The 19704-nt window shown below is 34.8% G+C and carries 17 protein-coding genes; 13 read left to right on the top strand and 4 right to left on the bottom strand.

From position 1 onward, the window contains the following. Positions 1-958 precede the first annotated feature (958 nt). From MKX65_RS09740 to MKX65_RS09765, 6 genes are all read left to right on the top strand, one after another. Positions 959-2848: an ATP-dependent nuclease gene (locus MKX65_RS09740; RefSeq protein WP_340903422.1), complete on the top strand. Its 1890-nt coding sequence runs from the start codon at positions 959-961 to the stop codon at positions 2846-2848. Further along, entirely contained in the window at positions 2841-4565 is a 1725-nt protein-coding gene (locus tag MKX65_RS09745) for a UvrD-helicase domain-containing protein (RefSeq protein WP_340903423.1), read from the top strand. The genes MKX65_RS09740 and MKX65_RS09745 overlap by 8 nt, the downstream gene beginning before the upstream one ends. After that, positions 4471-5331: a DUF421 domain-containing protein gene (locus MKX65_RS09750; protein ID WP_340903424.1), complete on the top strand. Its 861-nt coding sequence runs from the start codon at positions 4471-4473 to the stop codon at positions 5329-5331. Before MKX65_RS09745 ends, MKX65_RS09750 begins: the two co-directional genes overlap by 95 nt. Positions 5332-5945: 614 nt before the next feature. Then, positions 5946-6533, top strand: a complete 588-nt coding sequence (locus tag MKX65_RS09755; protein WP_116354726.1) for a YitT family protein — start codon at positions 5946-5948, stop codon at positions 6531-6533. A 294-nt stretch (positions 6534-6827) separates the two neighbouring features. Further along, complete coding sequence (locus MKX65_RS09760) at positions 6828-7265, top strand: hypothetical protein (protein ID WP_160549868.1); 438 nt, start codon at positions 6828-6830, stop codon at positions 7263-7265. Between the two features lie 113 nt (positions 7266-7378). Continuing rightward, positions 7379-7633 (top strand): YetF domain-containing protein, encoded by a 255-nt coding sequence (locus MKX65_RS09765; protein ID WP_223254541.1) that lies wholly within the window; start codon positions 7379-7381, stop codon positions 7631-7633. Positions 7634-8890: 1257 nt separating this feature from the next. Here the strand turns inward: MKX65_RS09765 and MKX65_RS09770 are convergent. From MKX65_RS09770 to MKX65_RS09785, 4 genes are all read right to left on the bottom strand, one after another. Then, positions 8891-9868, bottom strand: a complete 978-nt coding sequence (locus MKX65_RS09770) for an ROK family glucokinase (RefSeq protein ID WP_000398674.1) — start codon at positions 9866-9868, stop codon at positions 8891-8893. 147 nt (positions 9869-10015) lie between these two features. Beyond that, positions 10016-11494 (bottom strand): glycoside hydrolase family 1 protein, encoded by a 1479-nt coding sequence (locus tag MKX65_RS09775; RefSeq protein ID WP_340903426.1) that lies wholly within the window; start codon positions 11492-11494, stop codon positions 10016-10018. Positions 11495-11509: 15 nt separating this feature from the next. Then, positions 11510-13174 (bottom strand): lactose-specific PTS transporter subunit EIIC, encoded by a 1665-nt coding sequence (locus MKX65_RS09780; protein ID WP_340906208.1) that lies wholly within the window; start codon positions 13172-13174, stop codon positions 11510-11512. A gap of 18 nt (positions 13175-13192) precedes the next feature. Next, the gene (locus MKX65_RS09785; protein WP_340903428.1) at positions 13193-13504 is read right to left on the bottom strand and encodes a PTS lactose/cellobiose transporter subunit IIA; all 312 of its coding nucleotides are present in this window, start codon (positions 13502-13504) and stop codon (positions 13193-13195) included. Positions 13505-13773: 269 nt separating this feature from the next. Here MKX65_RS09785 and MKX65_RS09790 point away from each other — a divergent pair, with 269 nt between their 5' ends. The 7 genes from MKX65_RS09790 (at position 13774) to MKX65_RS09820 (ending at position 19518) form a co-directional block, all read left to right on the top strand. Then, positions 13774-14526, top strand: a complete 753-nt coding sequence (locus MKX65_RS09790; RefSeq protein WP_340903430.1) for a DeoR/GlpR family DNA-binding transcription regulator — start codon at positions 13774-13776, stop codon at positions 14524-14526. A gap of 17 nt (positions 14527-14543) precedes the next feature. After that, entirely contained in the window at positions 14544-14972 is a 429-nt protein-coding gene (gene lacA / locus MKX65_RS09795) for a galactose-6-phosphate isomerase subunit LacA (protein ID WP_340903432.1), read from the top strand. Between the two features lie 53 nt (positions 14973-15025). After that, positions 15026-15544 carry a galactose-6-phosphate isomerase subunit LacB gene (lacB, locus tag MKX65_RS09800; protein WP_000587219.1) on the top strand — a complete coding sequence of 173 codons (519 nt, stop codon included), beginning with the start codon at positions 15026-15028 and terminating at the stop codon, positions 15542-15544. A gap of 178 nt (positions 15545-15722) precedes the next feature. Further along, on the top strand, positions 15723-16658 hold the full coding sequence (locus MKX65_RS09805) for a hexose kinase (protein ID WP_000603954.1): 936 nt from the start codon (positions 15723-15725) through the stop codon (positions 16656-16658). A 17-nt stretch (positions 16659-16675) separates the two neighbouring features. Next, positions 16676-17665, top strand: coding sequence for a tagatose-bisphosphate aldolase (lacD, locus tag MKX65_RS09810; RefSeq protein ID WP_000949804.1), 990 nt, complete (start codon positions 16676-16678; stop codon positions 17663-17665). A 108-nt stretch (positions 17666-17773) separates the two neighbouring features. Further along, a complete protein-coding gene (locus tag MKX65_RS09815; RefSeq protein WP_000243342.1) occupies positions 17774-18631 on the top strand; it encodes an HAD family hydrolase in 858 nt (285 codons plus the stop codon). Positions 18632-18879: 248 nt separating this feature from the next. Next, a complete protein-coding gene (locus MKX65_RS09820) occupies positions 18880-19518 on the top strand; it encodes a hypothetical protein (RefSeq protein ID WP_340903438.1) in 639 nt (212 codons plus the stop codon). Positions 19519-19704 lie beyond the last annotated feature (186 nt).

Below are 19704 nucleotides of genomic sequence, written 5' to 3' on the forward strand. Positions count from 1 at the left end.
TATTACCTCTGCATTTATATAACCTGTTTCAATAATTGCCTCGTTATTTCAATTAGATCTTTATGAGCAGGAAGGAAGAAACTTCTTAGGAGATTTACTAACTATATTTACTTCTAAACATAAAGGGACCTTAGTTAACATAGGAAAATCCAATAAAAGAAACTTTAATTTGTTATTTGTTGAAGATAGTGTTTTAAAAGAAAAAATATATAGGGCAAGTATTAATACATATAAAGCAACCATTAGCCATTTTAAAAAGACAGTCAGTTTTATAAAAAATATATGACTTGTATTGCCCGATGTAAAAGGGGTGTCTGACGACACAAATATACCTATTTAAAATACGTCCTAAAGGCTTGATATAACAAGATTCATTAAAAAAAGCAGGGTGATTTCGTGTCCTTAATTCTAGACACAAACTTACCCTGTTAACCTATATCAGACACAAAAATACCCTAAAAAAGAATGGATCGTAGATATCACAATGTTTAACTCATCTTTGTTAAAGTTTGCAAAATCAAATCCTAAGATTAAACAGGCAAAAATAAGAAAAGAGCCAGTGCCTGAACCTAAAATCCGTCATAGCACCCTAGGATTAATGTCGTAATAATAGAACAAGAGGCTGATATGAAGGCAAATTTTATTACAGATATTGATAATGTTCGGTACATACTTAAAGAAGATGAATATGAAATCTATATAGTAGATATATACATGGAAAGATAAATGTTCAAACATGTTCCGTCAATCATACTAAAAGGGAAGCCTGTAAGTTGATACTGGGTTTCCCTTTTGTTGTTGTAATAGGTAGTTTAATCGACATCTATTACTGTAATAATTACTATGATGAAGCATGACATCTGAAAGCAGCCCGAAGTATTCTATAAATGGATAAATATTTACTAGGCTCTTATTTATAGCTAAACTTAATAATAATAGTTTAAAAGGAGTAGGAGAAATGTACCTTTCAGAAATTTTGATAACAAATTTTCGTAAGTTTGGGAAATCAGGTCTTCATTTAAAATTAAATAAGGGATTTAATTTATTTGTTGGGGAAAATGATTCTGGGAAAACAACGGTAATAGACGCTATTAAACTAGTGCTTGGCACTCAAAGTAACGATTTCAATAAAATAGAAATCGATGATTTCCATATCCCTAATGGATCCACCTCCGAAAGTAATAGGGCATCTACTATAGAGATTTCTTGTATTATAAGAGATTTATCATTGGATGAAGCCAAACATCTCTTAGAATGGTTGTCATTCGAAAAGAATAATGGAAAAACGGAATATGTACTTCATCTTACATATAACGCAAAAAGACAGGGTAAGAAAATTTTTTATGATGTTAAAGCAGGAAAGGGCGAGGGTGCAAAGTTATTAAACAGCGAGGCTAGAAATCGAATAAAGGCTACATATTTAAAACCCTTAAGAGATGCAAATACCGAACTTGCACCAAGAAAAAACTCAAGATTATCTCAAATACTGAGTAGCCACTCTGCTTTCGAAGATGAAGATAGTCACTTTTTAGTCGAGACTTTTAAGGAAGCTAACAATAAAATAGATTTATATTTCAAAGGAAAAAATATGGACCAAAGTGAGCTGCCAGATCAAGAAGGCAAAAATCTTTTAAAGGAAATTAACAGTTACCTTGAAAAGTTCTCTAATAAAAATAATGTTCTTGAATCAGGTTTTAAAGTTTCGGACCTAAAACTAAGATATATACTTGAACGTTTAAGTTTACAGTTTTCTAGCGAAAAACCTGGATTAGGCTCTAACAACATTTTGTTTATCGCTACAGAACTTTTATTGTTAAAAAGAGAAGAGTTCGATGGATTGAAGATAGCTTTAATTGAGGAAATAGAAGCGCATTTACATACCCAAGCTCAAATAAGACTTATTGAATATTTACAGGAAGAAGCAGAAAGCTCGAACATTCAACTTTTACTAACCACACACAGCACAGTATTGTCGTCTAAAATCAAATTAGAGAATCTCTTTATTTGTAACAATGACAATATTTTTTCAATGCGACCAGATGAAACTGAATTGTTAAAAGGAGATTATTTATTTCTAGAAAGATTTTTGGATGCAACAAAGGCCGATATGTTTTTTGCTCAAGGGGTGATTATGGTTGAGGGAGATGCAGAAAACCTGATCATTCCAGCATTAAGCAGGGTAATAGACAAACCTCTTTCACAGTATGGCGTAACCGTATTAAATGTAGGTAGCACGGCATTTTTAAGGTACTCAAGGATTTTCAGACGTAAGAATATTAAAGAAGGGCAATTTACGATCCCTGTAGCATGTATAACAGATTTGGATATTGATACTGAAGCGTACATAGGCGATGAAGGACTAGGTGAAGCCTATTATGAGAAACGGACAGAAAAAGTAAGTAGTATTAAGCAACGGATAGATGGTCAAATGGTTAAAACATTCATTTCACCATTTTGGACATTAGAACATGATATAGCACTAAGTGGACTCCGGCCGTTGCTGGTTAAGGCAGTTTTACAAGCAAAAAAGATTCAAAATAGTGACGAGTATGGTTTAACAGATAAGAAAGGCGAAACAGTAGAAGAGGAGATAATAAACCTTGAAGCCACCTGGAATGAAAATGGATATAATGATTTTCAAGTTGCCTATGATATTTATAAAAACATCATAACCAAAAAGAACAATAAAGTCTCTAAAGCAATCATAGGACAATGTTTTGCTAGTTTACTTGAACAATATAAAGATAAAAAATGGTTAAAAAAGCTTATATTGGAAGATAAATATATTGAATACTTGGTTAATGCAATCAACTATGCGACTTCCCAAGGAGGTGGCAAAATTGGTTGAGATTACGAATGAGGATATAGATTGTATTGAAACAATTCTTTTTCCTAACGGAAGTACGTTTAATGAAAGCCACAGGACTGTGATAAAAAATCTCGAAACGGTGGATATAAAAGCCTGTCCTGGAAGTGGGAAAACGACTTCTTTAATTGCCAAACTTTTAATTCTTGAAGAGAAACTTCCCCTAGAAAACAATAGGGGCATTTGTGTATTAACTCATACAAATGTTGGAGTAAATGAAATTAAAAATAGAAGTTCACAACAAGAGGGAAGCAAGTTGTTTCAATATCCAAATCATATTTCAACTATACAGGTGTTTGTTAACAAGTATTTGGCGATTCCTTCGTACAAACATTTTTTTCTAGGTAATGTTTATAGTATTGATGTGGATACATATCTTGAAAATTTCAAAAAATTGTTTTATAAAATTCCACGGGGATACAGACAAAATATTGAACGTAAATTTCCACTTGAAGACCTATTGCAAAAGCTCGTTTTTGAATATGAAGAAGACGGAATTATATATTTGGGAGCGAAAAAACTAGAAGATGTCTATAGTGAGACAACACCCACTTTTCAATATTTAAAAGATTTAAAGAAAGGTCTTTTAGAGAAAGGGATCCTTTCCTATCGAGATGCATATGTTATGGCATTTAAATTTATAAAAGAATTCCCAGAAATTCGTGATGTGATTTCAGCAAGATTTAAATTTTTATTTATGGATGAAATGCAAGATACTTCACCGATTCAAATGAAATTGTTAAACCAAGTCTTTGATATTAATAAAGTAATAATTCAACGGATTGGTGATACAAATCAAGCGATATTTGAAAGTCCAAACGAAGAATCAAGTTGGAAGCCAGATAAGAGGTCCCTTTCCCTAACTGAGAGTAAGCGATTATCATCAGCAATTGCAAAATGTATTGACAATGTAAGCGTTGACCCACAAAGAATCACAGGTAATGAGGCCATCCAAAATATTGAACCTACCATCATAGTGCTTAACGATAATAACATTGAAAAAGTATTGCCAACTTTCGCTGAACTGATTATTGAGAACAACCTTCTTCAAAAAGACAGGAAGGTCTTTAAAGCTATAGGTCGAGTTGGTAAAATTCATAAAGAAGGGCAAATAACACTTCCTAGCTATTATCCATCATTTAATAAAGGAAATAGTAAAAACATAAGAGTTAGTTATAGTTCGCTGCAGGAGTACATAGATGCTATTAATCGGATTGAAAACCCCGATGTCAATGAATATCGTAGACTCATAATCAATTGCCTGTTGCATGCACTCAGAATTGAAGATATAAAGAAGGACAATAAATGGTTTTCTGAAAAAGCACTTTTACAGACCTTAGCGGAGAAAAACGAGCAAATTGTTATTAATTTAAACAGATTAATTGCAAAATGGGTAGTAAACGCAAAAAACGGCCAACAAATTCATGATGAAATAGCTGGATTCATCACCAGTAAATTTGTTCCTTACATAAAAGGTAGTAAACAGGTGACTAAAGATCTTAGAGATTTTTGTGCAATTTCCAAAAAAAGTGTGGATAATGAGAATGAAATTGAAGAAATAGAACAAATTAACACCTTCATTCATGTTGCTAGCAATGGCAAGGATGAGGTCAAAATTAACTATTTCCGTAAGGTCAATATTCTTTGTTGTTGTTTTATTTTTTATTACAAAATGGTTAGGGAAAAAGCAAATCTCTGAATTATCTTTCTTTGAATATGTAACTGGTATTTCCATTGGAAGTATAGGTGCTGAAGTTGCTATGGGACTGGAACAGAACATTTTTCATGGAATCATTGGAATTGTCATTTTTGCAACAATACCCTTTTTATCTGGTTTGCTTTCCTTAAAAAGTAAAAAGTTCCGTGATTTTGTAGAAGGAACAGGAACTGTCTTTATAAAAGATGGGAAAATCATGGAAGATAATTTAAAAAAGGAAAGATACACGACAGATGAATTATTAGAATTACTTCGTAAGAAGGATGTTTATCAGGTGTCTGATGTAGAATTCGCTGTATTAGAGGCAACAGGGGATTTATCCGTCATGTTAAAGAAAGAAAACCAACCATTAACAGCAAAGGATCTAAACTTGACGGTTGCTTCAATTAAAGAGTCTCAGACTGTTATTATGGATGGTGTGATAATGGATGAACCACTTGCGACGATTGGACGAAGCCGTGCTTGGTTACACACTGAATTAGAAAAACTTGGTGTAACGGTAGAAAATGTTTTTCTTGGACAAGTTAATTCCTATGGAGAGTTAACAGTTGACCTGTTTGACGATCAATTACAAGTCGCATCTACTCAAGAAAGACCTTTAATTCTTTCGACCATGAAAAAGTGCCAAGCAGACTTAGAGCTGTTTGCTCTTGGAACCGAATCAAAAGAAGCTAAGCAAATGTATAGTAAAAATAGTGAAAAACTACAAGAAGCTATTGATAAAGTGATGCCTATTTTAAAAGGATAATGGTTTATTTCGCTATCTTGGATGATCTTAAGACACATAACAAAAAAGTAGTACCATTTTTTTATATAATATCATTAAGTCGAATCTTGAAAATAAAATCTTTGGAAAAATATTTTTTTAAAATTGATTCGGGTATATGTATATATAGAAAGTTTTTCTTCAGCCGTTAAATTTAAAAACGCTAGGAAATTTTTTCAACTAAATATTCTGCTACAAATGATGTAAATACTCTAGAAGGAAGTCGTGATACCTATTCGTTAGTAGGGAAAGAGCAGAAGTATCAAAATCGTATTTATGTTATCGCCTAGTGTAAAATAAAGGGAGTAAACTGGGAATGCACCTATATCATATATTATAATTGAATAAATTTAATGTCTATCTGCAAAAACTGCCTCACCTCGGGTAGTTTTTTTGTATCATTAATAGACATTTTCCTTTAAACAGGGTTACTTGACCTACAAGGGCTAGGGTTATTAGTTATCGTTTTTTTGCGCTTATGTTGCGTCTACTTGCACTTCAGAAGTTATATTCAGTGAAGTAAAAGTTGTCTATAATGCTAACGTTTTTGGCATATACATAGAACACGTCCATTTAGACAGGAGAGTTCTTAATAAATGCCATATTTTATGAAAGCAGTTGCTATTCTTGTAGGCAGCATGTCAATAGCGTTGGGAATAAATACTTTTTTAATACCAAACAAAGTTTTAGATGGCGGAATTATTGGCCTAGGTTTAATTATTAGTTATTTATTAAATACAAACGCCGGGTTCACGATAATGGTATTGAGCATCCCCATTTTTGCTCTAGCTTGGTTTAAGTATCGTTCATATTTTTTTAATAGTTTGCACGGTATGCTTTTATCATCATTTTTTATTGACCTTTTTCATAACGTTAATCAAGTTCCTATAAAATTTTCACCAATTCTTAGTTCATTTACAGGTGGTGTATTCATTGGTTTTGGCATTGGTCTTATGCTTCGCTTCGAGACAAGCACAGGTGGAACAGATTTATTAGCCCAGTACTTTTCTGAATTCATTAAAATTAATGTTGGGATCATCATTCTCATTATGGATGTTTTTGTTATTTGTCTTGGGGGTTTATTCGTTTCAACAGAAACTTTCTTTCTTTCGGCTATAACTATTTCATCTGGTGGAATAACTACAAGCCTTTGCACTTGGAATTTTAAAAGCAATGATTATTGACCAAGTAATTCCAATTAATAACAATTAGGCAACTGTCTAGTCATTGGACAATCGCGGAGCATATGATGAAATTGTTATTATCAAATAGGTAAAAATCACTAACAAGGATGTTTTAATAAAAGGTTTGTGTCATTTTGAATAATTTACTTTTGATAAGTCTATTATCAATTACCGGAGGCCACTTACCTTTTCATAACCAGAAGCATTAACGAAATTTACCTATTTGTACTTTTAAACATGTCGATTGTTTTTTGAATATTATGGATGAAAATTATGGTCGGGAGATGAAGAGGAGTGGAAGAAGTAGAAGAAATACAATATCGTGAAGAGTTGCTGAAATGGTGTGATAACATTTATTTGCATTGGGAAAGAATGAAACCAAGGTTTTCAAAATTATTTGATTTGAAGACCTTAGAGGAATGGGAAGAGTCATGTCGTGGGTTGAAAGAAAAATTACAGATAGATACAGAAGCTGATCTTGATGAATATCACACAGCAAAAAACTTATATGAACAGTGGGAAATGTTGTATGGAGAATCAATAAGTGGTAAAGAAGACGTTAATTCCGATGTGAGGGAAGGTGTGGAGTTGTCCACTCAATCTGATCGCGAAATCGAATTGTCGGATCGGGAAAGTGATAAAGAGGACGAACTTATACGGGTGACAATTAATTTGGAAATACCGAGACAGGATTTAAGGAAAATTTTATTAGACTATAAAATGGAAGTCTAGCCATCCCAAATAGAGAGGGGTCAATGGCCTATTTGTAATTCGTATAGAGAAAACGCCAAACCCTAAGTTCAAGGTGTTGGCGTTTGTTCATTTTTTACTCTTTATAAATAGTTATTTACACAACACTATTATTAAATTCCAAGTATCAAAAACCAGACAAGCAAGATCTCAATCTTCCAGAAAGTCCAGTAGACGTCCCAACATCGTTAATTATAGATGGGGAAATTTTATGGGATAATTTACATGAACTCGGATTTGATCAACAGTGGTTAGATAACCAATTAACTACTAATGGATATAATAATGTAAAGCGTATACTCTATGCAGATTGGCGAGAGAGTGAAGGCATACATGTAAGTCCTAAATAAAATTTGTTAGGATAAGAGCACATCAATTTTCTTGATGAATATAAACTTTAGTCTTCAACAATCAAGCGCTTTAATGAAGTAACTAAAGCCTAATTTTTCACTTATAACACCGAGAAATTAGACTTTTTATATTTTGATATCCTTTACGTTGTAAATCCGCATTTTCCTGACGCTACCCCTACTAAAAGTATAGGTCATAAACAATTAATAAGTCTATGAAAAAGTGGTAACTAGGTCGAAGCAAGACCAAGTCCCATTTTTTTTAATTTTGACTCATTGATAGGGTTGGATCTGGTAAGGCAACAGATTAAAACGGTAAAAGATCGATATTACATGAAAGAAATTGTTTTAGGAATTGAAACTACTGGTCACTATTAGGACCTAGTTCTTCTTTGTCAGTTAGAAGGATATCATGTTCGTACGATTATTGCTGTACTACTGTGGAGGAAAGAAAAGCCCTTTTAAACTGGTCAAAAACAGATAATGTGAACCTTATGGCTATTCTACAATCCATGATTAATGGCCGGGGCACCTTTAATGAACTGCCTACAGGGAAGGTTCATGACCTACAAAAATTAATACATGCCCGCAGGGAACTTGTCAATGAAAGGAGCTCCACCGAGAATCTAATTCTTGTATATATGGATCATACATATCTTTCGAAAGTTTCAGAGTAAATCTATATGGAAAGATGGAAAGTGAAAACATGTCCGGCCCTTTTCTAAAAATTTTGGGAAAGCTCCTTGTTATCTCATGCGATATTATCCGCATCCTAGTGACATTCTAGAGCTTGGGGAACAGGAATAACGAGACCTTTCGGTCCGTGAAAACTTAAAGCTAAGGGATTCATGTATTCAACTTCTATTAGATTTTGCCAAGACATCCATTTCTAAGCCTAGAGAAAAGGTAGAAACAGAAATCTTCCTTTTGGCTCAAAAACTAGACCAATTACACTTTTTAAGTGACCAAATTAAAATCTTAAAAAGAAAAATCGAAGGTTTATTTGTTCAAATAAAAGGAGCCTTCATTTTCAGCATTCAAGGTATAGGTGTTGTATCAGGAGCTGAACTCTACGCATAAATGGGGGGACCTTCGATACGCTGTGACGCCCCGAAAAACCTTGTTTCACACTTTGAAGAAATGCGGGGGAAGGTTCTCCGGAACCGTCACAGTGGTCAACCCGAAGTAGTTAAGATTTGCAGTATAAGAGGAAAAGTTTTTTCTTTTCCTCTTATATCAATAGTAATCTAGTTGAGATTATCTAGTAAAAAGGTTAATGCTTGAACTTGCATTTGTAACTAGCCAACCTGCACCAATAACTCCAGCATCATTTCCAAGAGTTGCCCGTAATATTTTCGTATTCGAAGATGATGCTGGAAATGCAAACTTTTGATAATAATTTATTACTGGCTTAATTAATGTTTCACCTGCATTGGAAACTCCACCGCCAATGATAATGGCTTCAGGATTTATAACGGTACTCAAGGTTCCTAGTGCATAACCTAAATAAAAAGAAACCTCATCCACTATTTTTAATGCTAGTTCATCAGCTTGAGCGGCCAAATCAAATACATCTTTGGCAGTTAACTCTTCATCTTTTATTTTTCTTAGTTTCGTTTCTGTTTTACAGGATTTTAACTTTTCTTTGGTTACATGCAAGATTCCATTTGCAGAGACTATCGTTTCTAAGCATCCTGTCTTACCACAGTTACACATTTGGCCGTTTTCTAATTTTACTGTCATATGACCAATTTCACCAGCAGCACCTTTTATTCCTTCTACAATATTTCCTTTTGTGATAACACCACCACCGACACCGGTACCTAATGTGATGCATATTAATTCCTTTAATCCTTCTCCTGCTCCTTTCCACATCTCTCCTAAGGCAGCACAATTTGCATCATTGCCTACAAAGACAGGAATAGATAGGAGATTTTCTAATTGGCTTTTTAACGGGAAATTGGTCCATCCTAAATTAACCGCTTTTGTTATAACTCCCTCATTCATTACAGGACCAGGAGCACCAATCCCTGCACCTATAAATTGTTCTAAGTTCAGATCTAATTCTATTAAAATGTGATAAAAAGCCTCTTTAATATGAGGCAAAATATTTTGACCCTTTTCACTTGTATCCGTTGGAATTTGCCATTTATGCACAAAACCTCCTTCATTCGTTAGAATAGCCAATTTTGTTGATGTTCCACCCAAATCAATTGCAAAGATTAAACCTTCCATTTTCATCATCCTATCGTTGAATATTAATCATAAATACTTAGTTGCTTGCGTCATCTAGGAGCTGGAAAACCCTACTTGGATAGGAAAAGGACTGCGAGAAAAAACCCAGTCCTTTTGTTTTCTGTTTATAAAAATTTTCTAATGAAATTACTTCGCTAACCCTTCTGAAATTAATGCTTGAACATCAGAAGTTAATTTTTCCCCGTTAGACTTGATGATTTCTTTATACCAATAGAAGCTATCCTTTTTTATACGCTCCATTGATGCGTTATCATCAAAATCTCTGTCAATATATACAAATCCATATCGTTTTTGATAACCATTTAACCAGCTGAGTAAATCTGTTAAAGACCAAGGTGTATAGCCAATCACCTCGGAACCATCCGCAATAGCGTTTTGAATCGCCTTCGCATGATCACGCAAATATTTAATTCGATAGTCATCATGAATTCTGCCATCTTCAACCGTATCGAATTCCCCTAATCCATTCTCTGTAATAAGAACCGGAAGATTGTATCGACTTGTAATTCTGGTAATTGCTACTTGTAAACCAGTTGGATCAATGGTCCAGTCCCAATTTGTTGCATCTGTAAACGGATTTTTTACTATTTTGTACAGGCCAGGAATCCCTTTCTCAGGAGTTGTTCCCTTTTCACCCGTGTTATTAAATGCATGGTTCATTTGAACTCCATCAAGTGGATTGGCAACAACTGTTTCTGTCCGGTAGTAGTTTACTCCCATAAAGTCTGGTTTCGCTTTCTCAAGTAACTGCCAATCGCTTTCTTCAATTTCAGGCAGTAAATCATTTTCCTCCAAGTATCGCCACATTCTCTTAGGATATCTGCCAAACGCATAGACATCCATCCAAAAATAATTGTTATAATCATTCGCTTCATCTGCTGCTAATACATTTTCTGGCTTAGAATCTAATGGATAGTATGGCGAGTAAGCAAAACTTGGACCAATCTTTCCATCTGGTACATAATCATGAAATACACTAATAGCAGCTGCGCTAGCAAGATTCGCAATATGGTTAGCCTGATACATTCGTTTTCTGTCCTGTACACCCGGCGGATGAATGCCGGCCTCATATCCGTGACCAATAAAGACATTTTGTTCGTTTAATGTAACCCAATATTTAACCCGGTCTCCATACCGTTTAAATAAGGTAATGGTGAAGTTCTTAAAATCCTCAATGACCCTTCTTGATTCCCATGCTCCATATTCATCCATTAGAGCTTGAGGGATATCCCAGTGATAGATGGTTAATACAGGTTCAATTTTATTGGCGATTAATTCATTAATAATATCATCGTAAAATTGAAGTCCTTTCTCATTCACTTCACCGTACCCTTTAGGATAAATCCGGCTCCATGCTACAGAGAATCGATACGCTTTCAGACCCATTTCAGCCATTAAACGAATATCTTCTTTATATCTGTGATAATGGTCAACTGCAACATCACCGTTTGTTCCTTTTAGTGTTTTGCCGGGAATATGAGAAAAGACATCCCAAACTGAAGGACCTTTCCCATCCTCATTCCATGCACCTTCTATTTCATAAGCTGCAGAAGCCGCTCCCCATAAAAAGTCTTTAGGAAATGCTTGTTTTTTGATATGTTCCAATTTAATATCCTCCTCTTATGATGCTAATTGGCTTAATACGAAAGCTAATGCCTTTTCAGGATTCCTAGTCAAATCTATATATTCTTTACCACCTGTAGATACCAATTTGATTCCTAAACGATCGGTATCCTTTTTTAGCACTTCATAGTTTGATGCAACCTGTGGAGCTAAAATAACTAAATCATAATCTTTCAAAATATCATTATGTGATCCATAGGCTCCTGCCGCAGCTGAAATAGAAACATTACATTCTTTTGCACCCTTTGTTAAGGCATTAGCTAATAATCCGCTTGTACCACCGCCTGCACAAAGGACTAAAACATTTTTCTCATCTGTTATTATGTCTTGTTTAACTTCAAGTACAACTGTTTCGCTTTTCGGAGCAATTACTTCTTTGACAGGATGATTATTTTCTTCAAGTTCTTGTTGAACCTTTTGCTTGTCGTAAACTTTGAAGAATGGATAATAAATAAGAAAGTCTACTATTAATAATAGAATGGCCAAGAGAAAGGCAAAACCGGCAAATCCAGTACCCATGATGATTCCAAGTGGACCAGGAGTTGTCCAAGGCAAGACATACATGAATGAATTCATACCTAAAACATCAACAAAGAATTTAAAAAGCCAAACGTTTACAATCGGTGCAAGTATAAATGGTACAAAGAAAACGGGATTTAGAACGATCGGTGCACCAAATAATACTGGTTCATTGACACCAAAAAGAACCGGGATGGAAGAAGCTTTACCAACAGCTTTTAGTTGTTTTGACTTTGCTAAGAAAGCGAACATTAAAGTAATAACTAAAGTTGCGCCAGTTCCGCCTAAAGTAGCAACGAATTGTTGAACACCAGGTGTTAAAATATTTACTGCTTGTTCCCCGTTTTGATACATTTGTAGGTTTGCTTGAATATTAACGTAATAAATTGCCGCAACAGCTGGTTCTACAATTGAAGGGCCATGTATGCCGATAAACCAGAATAATGCTATCGCACCATAAACAATCGTGAGACCTAAATAACCATCAGCCGCTGAAAAGAGAGGTTTGAAGAATTCTATAACTGCCTGCGCAAAGTTTATTTCGAAAAAGCTTCTAAATGCCAGGTCAAAAAGCCAGAAGAGGATCGTTGTAACTGCAAATGGAATTAAATCCTTGAACGTTTGGGCAATATTTGGCGGAACTTCTTCAGGTAATTTGATTGTCACGTTATTTTTGATACATACTTTATAAATATTAGCTACAGTAAAAGCAGTAATAAATGCTGTAAGTAATCCGGTTGATCCCATATATCCACTTGCAAAACCACCGTCAATTGGATTAGCAGCTAACAGCAAAAATCCAACAATAGCCGCTAGCATCGTAGATATATTACTTATCTGATTATTCTTTGGCAATTCCCGATTAAATGAGTCAGTTAAATGTTTTGCTGTAGTAGCCGCGACAACTAAGCCCAATATTCCCATTGAATATGCATACGGTTTCATTAATATTGTTTCAATTTCTTTGCTCCAATAAAAACCAAAAATATTCGGCACGTATGCTACCAGTAAAAAGATACTTGAGAATAAGACAATCGGCATTCCAGAAATGAAGCCATCTCTAACCGCTCTTAAATAGATATTACGAGAAACCTTTTCGAAAAAAGGTTTCATTTTTTCTATTTGTGTAATTAAGGAATTCATCATGGAGTTCATAAATAATCATCCCTTCGTATAAATGTCAATTAAATGTTCAACAATATCACTTAATAGTAAGGTAGTCATTAAATGATCCTGGGCATGTACCATAATAAAGCCTAACTCAATGGATTCCCCGCCAGCCTCTGCTGCTAGTATTTGGGTTTGGGAATTATGTGCTTCTGTTAAGCTTTCCTTCGCCTCTTTCACTAGTCCTTCTGCAGCATCTAGGTAGCCTTTTTTTGCTTCATTAACAGCTTGTAATAATTTGGAACGTGCTTCACCGGCGAATGCAACAATTTCGAAACCTACCATGCTCACTTCTTCTTTATTCATATCTAATCCTCCTTACTGAAAATAATAGAAATGCTTTGTTTTTGTTTGTATTATGTTCTATTATTTTCCTTTTTGTTTATTTTTGTTTACATTTAAACTATAAATCAGCGATTATTTTTTTGTCAACCGTTTTCATTAACTGTTAATATATTATTCGCTAATTGTATCACCACTATTCTTTTGTTTGACATTTATCGTTTCGGGTGATAAATTCTAGGAAAAGGAACAAAATCAAACATTTTAAAACAAATCGAGAAGGGAGTGACAGTGTGCTTAAAGAGCAACGCCTAGAAACCATATTAAAGTTAATTAATACTCATGGAATGGTGCGCGTCTCAGAAATCACTGAATTATTAAATGTAACAGAAATGACTGTTCGACGAGATTTACAGCTGCTTGAGGATTTAGGTCAAGTTGAGAGAATTCATGGGGGAGCAAAAGCTGTCAATGGATTTTCTGATAAAGAGCTGACTCATATTGAGAAGCAAGGCATCAATATAGAAGAAAAACAACAAATTGCTAGAACGATTGCCTCCTTAATCGAAGAAAATGACACAATTTTTCTCGGTCCAGGTACAACGATTGAGTATGTGTATGACTTCTTGACGGTATTTCCTGCAAGAATCGTGACCAATTCCATTCATGTTTTCAACCGTTTTAATAAAAACGAAGGTTATGATCTTATTTTAATTGCTGGAAGCTATCGAGCTCGAACTGGAGCCTTTGTCGGAAGCTTCGCGAATAATACATTAAAAAAGATTAATGTAAAAAAAGCCTTTATAGGCGCAAATGGCGTCCATGGGAATGAAGTTTACACAGCTAATGAAGAGGAAGGAATTACACAGAGCATTATTTTAGATAATGCCCACGAAAAATACATTGTTGCTGATTATAGCAAAATTTGGGGACAGGACTTTTTTAGCTTCTATCATTTGGATGGGGTAACTGCTTTAATAACCGATGATCAAATTCCCGAAGAAAAGAAGCTTAAGCTAGAAGAGTTTGTAAAAGTAATTTATTAAATATGAGGTGAATGGACATGAACATATTATTAGGATCAGATAAAGCTGGGTTAGAGTTGAAAAATCATATAAAAACTTTCTTAGAAGAAAAAAACATCGATGTAATAGATAAAACACCAAATGGAGCCGTTGACTTTGTAGATTCAACTGTTTTAGTCGCAAATGAAGTAAAAGAAGGCAGCGATTCACTTGCTATTCTGATCGATTCCTATGGAGCGGGTTCTTTTATGGCAGCAACCAAAATAAAAGGCATCGTTTGTGCGGAAGTCTCTGATGAACGATCAGCAAGAATGACAAGGGACCATAATAACACTTCTATTATTACGATGGGGGCCGAAGTTGTAGGTAAAGGCTTGGCTGAAAGTATTGTGATGGCCTTTATTAACTCAAAGTACTCAGGGGGACGCCATCAAATCCGAGTAGATATGTTAAACAAAATGATGTAAAACGTATAAACCATTTAGAGAGATTACATTAAAAGAATGAGGGAGAGTATAAGATGATTATTTCATTAGGTTGTGACCATATTGTAACAGATGTAAAAATGGCAGTTTCTGACCATTTAAAATCTAAAGGACATACGGTTGTTGATATGGGGACGTATGATTTTACAAGAACACATTATCCTATCTATGGGAAAAAGGTGGCAGAAGCGGTTACGACCGGAGAAGCTGATTTAGGTGTAGTGATTTGCGGAACAGGTGTAGGAATTACAAATTCAGCCGCTAAAGTACTAGGAGCAAGAGCAGCATTGGTAAGAGACGTTGCCACGGCCAAATATGCTAAAGAAAAACTAAATGCAAATGTCATTGGCGTTGGAGGCAAAATTACTGGAGAACATTTAATCCTAGAGATTGTCGATCACTTTATCGAAGCAAAATATGATGAAACAGAGGAAAACAACCAATTAGTGAAAAAAATTATGTCCCTTGAACCAGAAAATGATCATCAAACAGGAGACATTCACTTTTTTGACGAGTTCCTAGAAAAATGGGATAGGGGCGAATATCACGATTGATGATAAGCAATGAAATGAAAGGCTTTGTTAAACATCCTTGTTGATGCTGCAATTGCCTTCGGGGCATACGTTCAGCCATTTATGCAGAAAAATGCTGATCACATGGCCCAAAGGCAATTTATCAACATTCATCATAAACAGAGCTAAAAAAGAAAAAACACGAGAAAGAGGCAGTGAAATGATTTTATCAGTCACAATGAATCCCTCAGTTGATATTTCTTACCCTCTTAAACAATTTAAATTAAATGAGATTAATAGAATAGAACATGTGAGTAAAACCGCAGGCGGAAAAGGATTAAATGTTACACGGGTTATTTCACAATTAGAAGAAGATGTTCTGGCTACTGGTGTTATTGGCGGCACCCTTGGTGATTTTATCAACCAAGAATTAAAAAAAGCTGGTATTAAAAATGACTTTTTAAAGACTGAAAAAGAATCACGAAATTGTATTGCCATTCTTCACGAAGGAATGCAAACAGAGATCCTCGAATCGGGTCCAACCCTATCCCTAAAAGAAGGCAAAGCATTTTTAGATAAATTTGAAGGTCTATTATCAAAGACCTCATTTGTTACGATTTCAGGAAGTCTGCCAAAAGGGTTACCCGATGATTTCTACCATCAAATGCTAGTCATCAGTCATAAAAAAGACGTTCCTGTGATACTTGACTCCTCGGGAGAATCCTTAAAACAAGTACTTCTTCATAAGGAAAAGCCCTTTGCCATTAAACCAAACCATACTGAATTGTCTCAGCTTATTGGGAAAGAGGTCAATAATGATAGAAATCTCTTAAAAGAAGTATTATCGCATGAATTATTTAACGATATTGAATGCGTGATGGTTTCAATGGGAAGTAAAGGTGCTTTGGTTAAATATAAGGATCGATTCTATAACGCAATTATACCAAAAATTAATGTGGTAAATCCAGTAGGATCAGGTGATGCGACAGTTGCGGGGTTAGCTGTTTCTTTAAATAGAGGTGAATCCATTGAAACCGCCATCAAAACCTCGATGACGGCAGGGATGCTGAACACAATAGAAGCTGGGACCGGAAGCGTTAATCTGAACCACTTTCTGCACTATTTTAATTTAGTTGAGATAAACGAAATCTACTAAAAAGGGAGACTACTACTATGCTATCATTAAAAAAGAATAAATTAGAAGCATTGAAACGATTATCAAATGAAAACGGAGTAATCGGGGCACTTGCGATTGACCAACGTGGATCTCTTAAGAAAATGATTGCTAATGCAAGTGATCAGGAGATTGGAGATGAAGGAATCATTACGTATAAAAAATTGGTATCGGAGGAACTGACACCTTTTGCTTCATCGATCTTACTTGATCCTGAATATGGCTTACCCGCTTCGAAAATAAGACATCAAGATGCCGGACTCATCATGGCTTATGAAAAAACAGGCTATGATGCATCAGAGCCAGGACGCCTGCCTGATTTATTGGAGGAATGGTCTGTTAAACGCCTAAAAGACCTTGGTGCCGATGCTATTAAATTTTTACTCTACTATGATGTAGATGAAGAAGAAAAAATTAATGAGTATAAACATGTATATATGGAGCGAATTGGTTCAGAATGTGAGGCTGAAGAAATCCCCTTCTTTTTAGAAATTGTGACTTATGATGCCAATAACGATGATGTAAAAGGAAAAGAATATGCCAAGGTGAAACCTCATAAAGTGATTGATGCAATGAAGGAATTCTCAAAACCACAATACAAAGTGGACGTCCTGAAAGTCGAGGTTCCTGTTAATATGAAATTCGTAGAAGGATATGGAGATGAAGTTATCCATTCTAGGGAAGAAGCGCTTCAATTATTTAAAGAACAAAGTGATGCTACGACGTTACCATTCATCTTTTTAAGTGCGGGTGTTTCAGCGCAGTTATTCCAAGATACATTAACATTTGCAAAAGAGGCGGGATCTACCTTTAATGGTGTATTATGCGGACGAGCAACCTGGAAGAATGGTGTTAATGTTTTCGGTGAAAAAGGTGAACAAGATGGCCGAGAATGGCTAAGATCAGAAGGCAGACAAAACATCGAAGAACTTAATGCCGTTTTAAAAGAAACAGCAAGTCCATGGTTTGATAAAGTAGAAAATATTTAATTAAAAACTCATTGAGTAAAGCAGAGTATATGATATTACTCTGCTTTTACCATTTTTCAATATGGCTGAAAGAAGTATCTAGACATAATTATATAAGGAGGAATCATTATGGTATTAAAACCTAAGGCTATTTTCTTGGACATGGATGGTACCATATTAAATCACCAAAATAAGGTGAGAATTCAAACAAAGGAAATCATTGATGCATTACGTAATCAAGGAATATACGTTATTCTAGCTACAGGTAGAGATGCGGATGAAATAGAAAGATTAGTCCCAAAAGGTTTTCAAGTTGATGGGTTAATTACCTCAAATGGTGCGACAGGGTATGTAGGGAAAAAAGTTATATTTAAACATTCACTATCACTTAGATTGGTGGAAACTATTATTAACAAAGCTAGAGAAAATAAAGTATATTATGAGCTTTACCCTTATGGAGCATCCCGAGTTATATTAAAACAAGATCAACAATATGTTTTAAATGAAGTAAAAGAACCGAAACCAAACAGTGTCGGTATGAACGAGTGGCTTTCTCGTAAGCATTCCATTAAAGAAGAAATAGCATGGATGGATAAAATAGAAGGAAATGAATTCTCAAAGTTCTACTTCTTTGCTAGAACAAAAAAACAAATAAATAGTTGGAAAAATGAACTTGATAAAATTAAGCAGGTAATGGATTTTACTACCTCTTCATCTACTGAACACAATGTTGAATTAATGGCTGCAAACGTGAATAAAGCAACAGGGATAAAACAGATGCTGCAGCATTTTAGTTTGTCCGGAGGAGAGACTCTCGCTATTGGGGACAGCGATAATGATTTACCAATGTTACAGTTTGTTAGTTATGCTGTCGCTATGAAAAACGCTCCAGAACATATCAAAGAAATCGCGGATGATGTAACGGAATTCACCTGCGATGAAGATGGAGTATACCATTATCTTAAATCTAAAGTACTGTCACTGTGACCGCCCGAAGTTTATTGAGATTTTTAGAATCAAAAAACCGGTCACTGTGACACTCCGAAAAAACTGGTTTTCATGAGAGATTTGTAATATACAAGAAAAGGAGGTTAATCATTTGAGATAATGATTAACCTCCTTTTCTTGTATATTATTATGATGTGTTCGATAATTATAAATAACACATAGCTTGTGATGGAAATTATCGAACGAATTATGTTATTTCAGAAAAGGCATTCCTAGAAGCAAAAGAATTGTTTCAGTCTTTGGAATTTGAGCGTGTTCGGAAAAATGAATATTATGATTCTATTCATGACATTGCGCTGTTTCAGTACTTTCAATCTCAAGATAGTACAGCTGCCAGAGTGATGAAAAACGAGGATCTAAACTGGGGATTTTATCTTCCATACTATCAAAAATGGGTAGAATATAATGAAGGAATTGAAAAGTATGGCCTAGAACCTTGTTATGAAATCCATAAAGATATACTAGATTATAAAGGCTACGTTCATATCCAGATTCCTAAAGGGGAGGATATTTTATATCCGTTTATTGACTTTTTGTATGAATCTTGGGGAATTGAAAATGTAGGGATTCGGGAACAGGAGCAGGGTGTGTATATTTCGATGAAAGCAGGGGAAATATCCCTCCATCATTCTGTTCCTTTTAAACTAGACCAGCTTATTCCTTTTATAAAAGAGGGAACGATTGAGATTGCTGAAGGCTTCTTGGTTGTTCGGAGTGCTTATCGTAAAACGAATTTAGAACTACCAATAAAGATGTTGGACACTGTAAAGCAATTAGCCGAACAAGAGAATATCACCATGAGCCAATGGGTAGAACGAACAATTAATCAAGCACTTGAAAGCGTTCACCAAAGAAGAAGAGTTTAAAATGAATACTGTAGCTCTGAAATATCACCGAAAAAATAAATGCGTTTATTTTGCATCGAGTGACCAATTACGCACAAAATAAAAGATAGCTTCGTTTAAATGCGATTCTCAAGCACTGAATAGCCCCTGTTCATATGAATAAGTGGCTATTTTATTTTATTATTAGTTTTTTATTTTTTTATAAAA

The organism is Robertmurraya sp. FSL R5-0851 (assembly GCF_038002965.1).
Classification (GTDB): Bacteria; Bacillota; Bacilli; order Bacillales; family Cytobacillaceae; genus Robertmurraya_A; species Robertmurraya_A beringensis.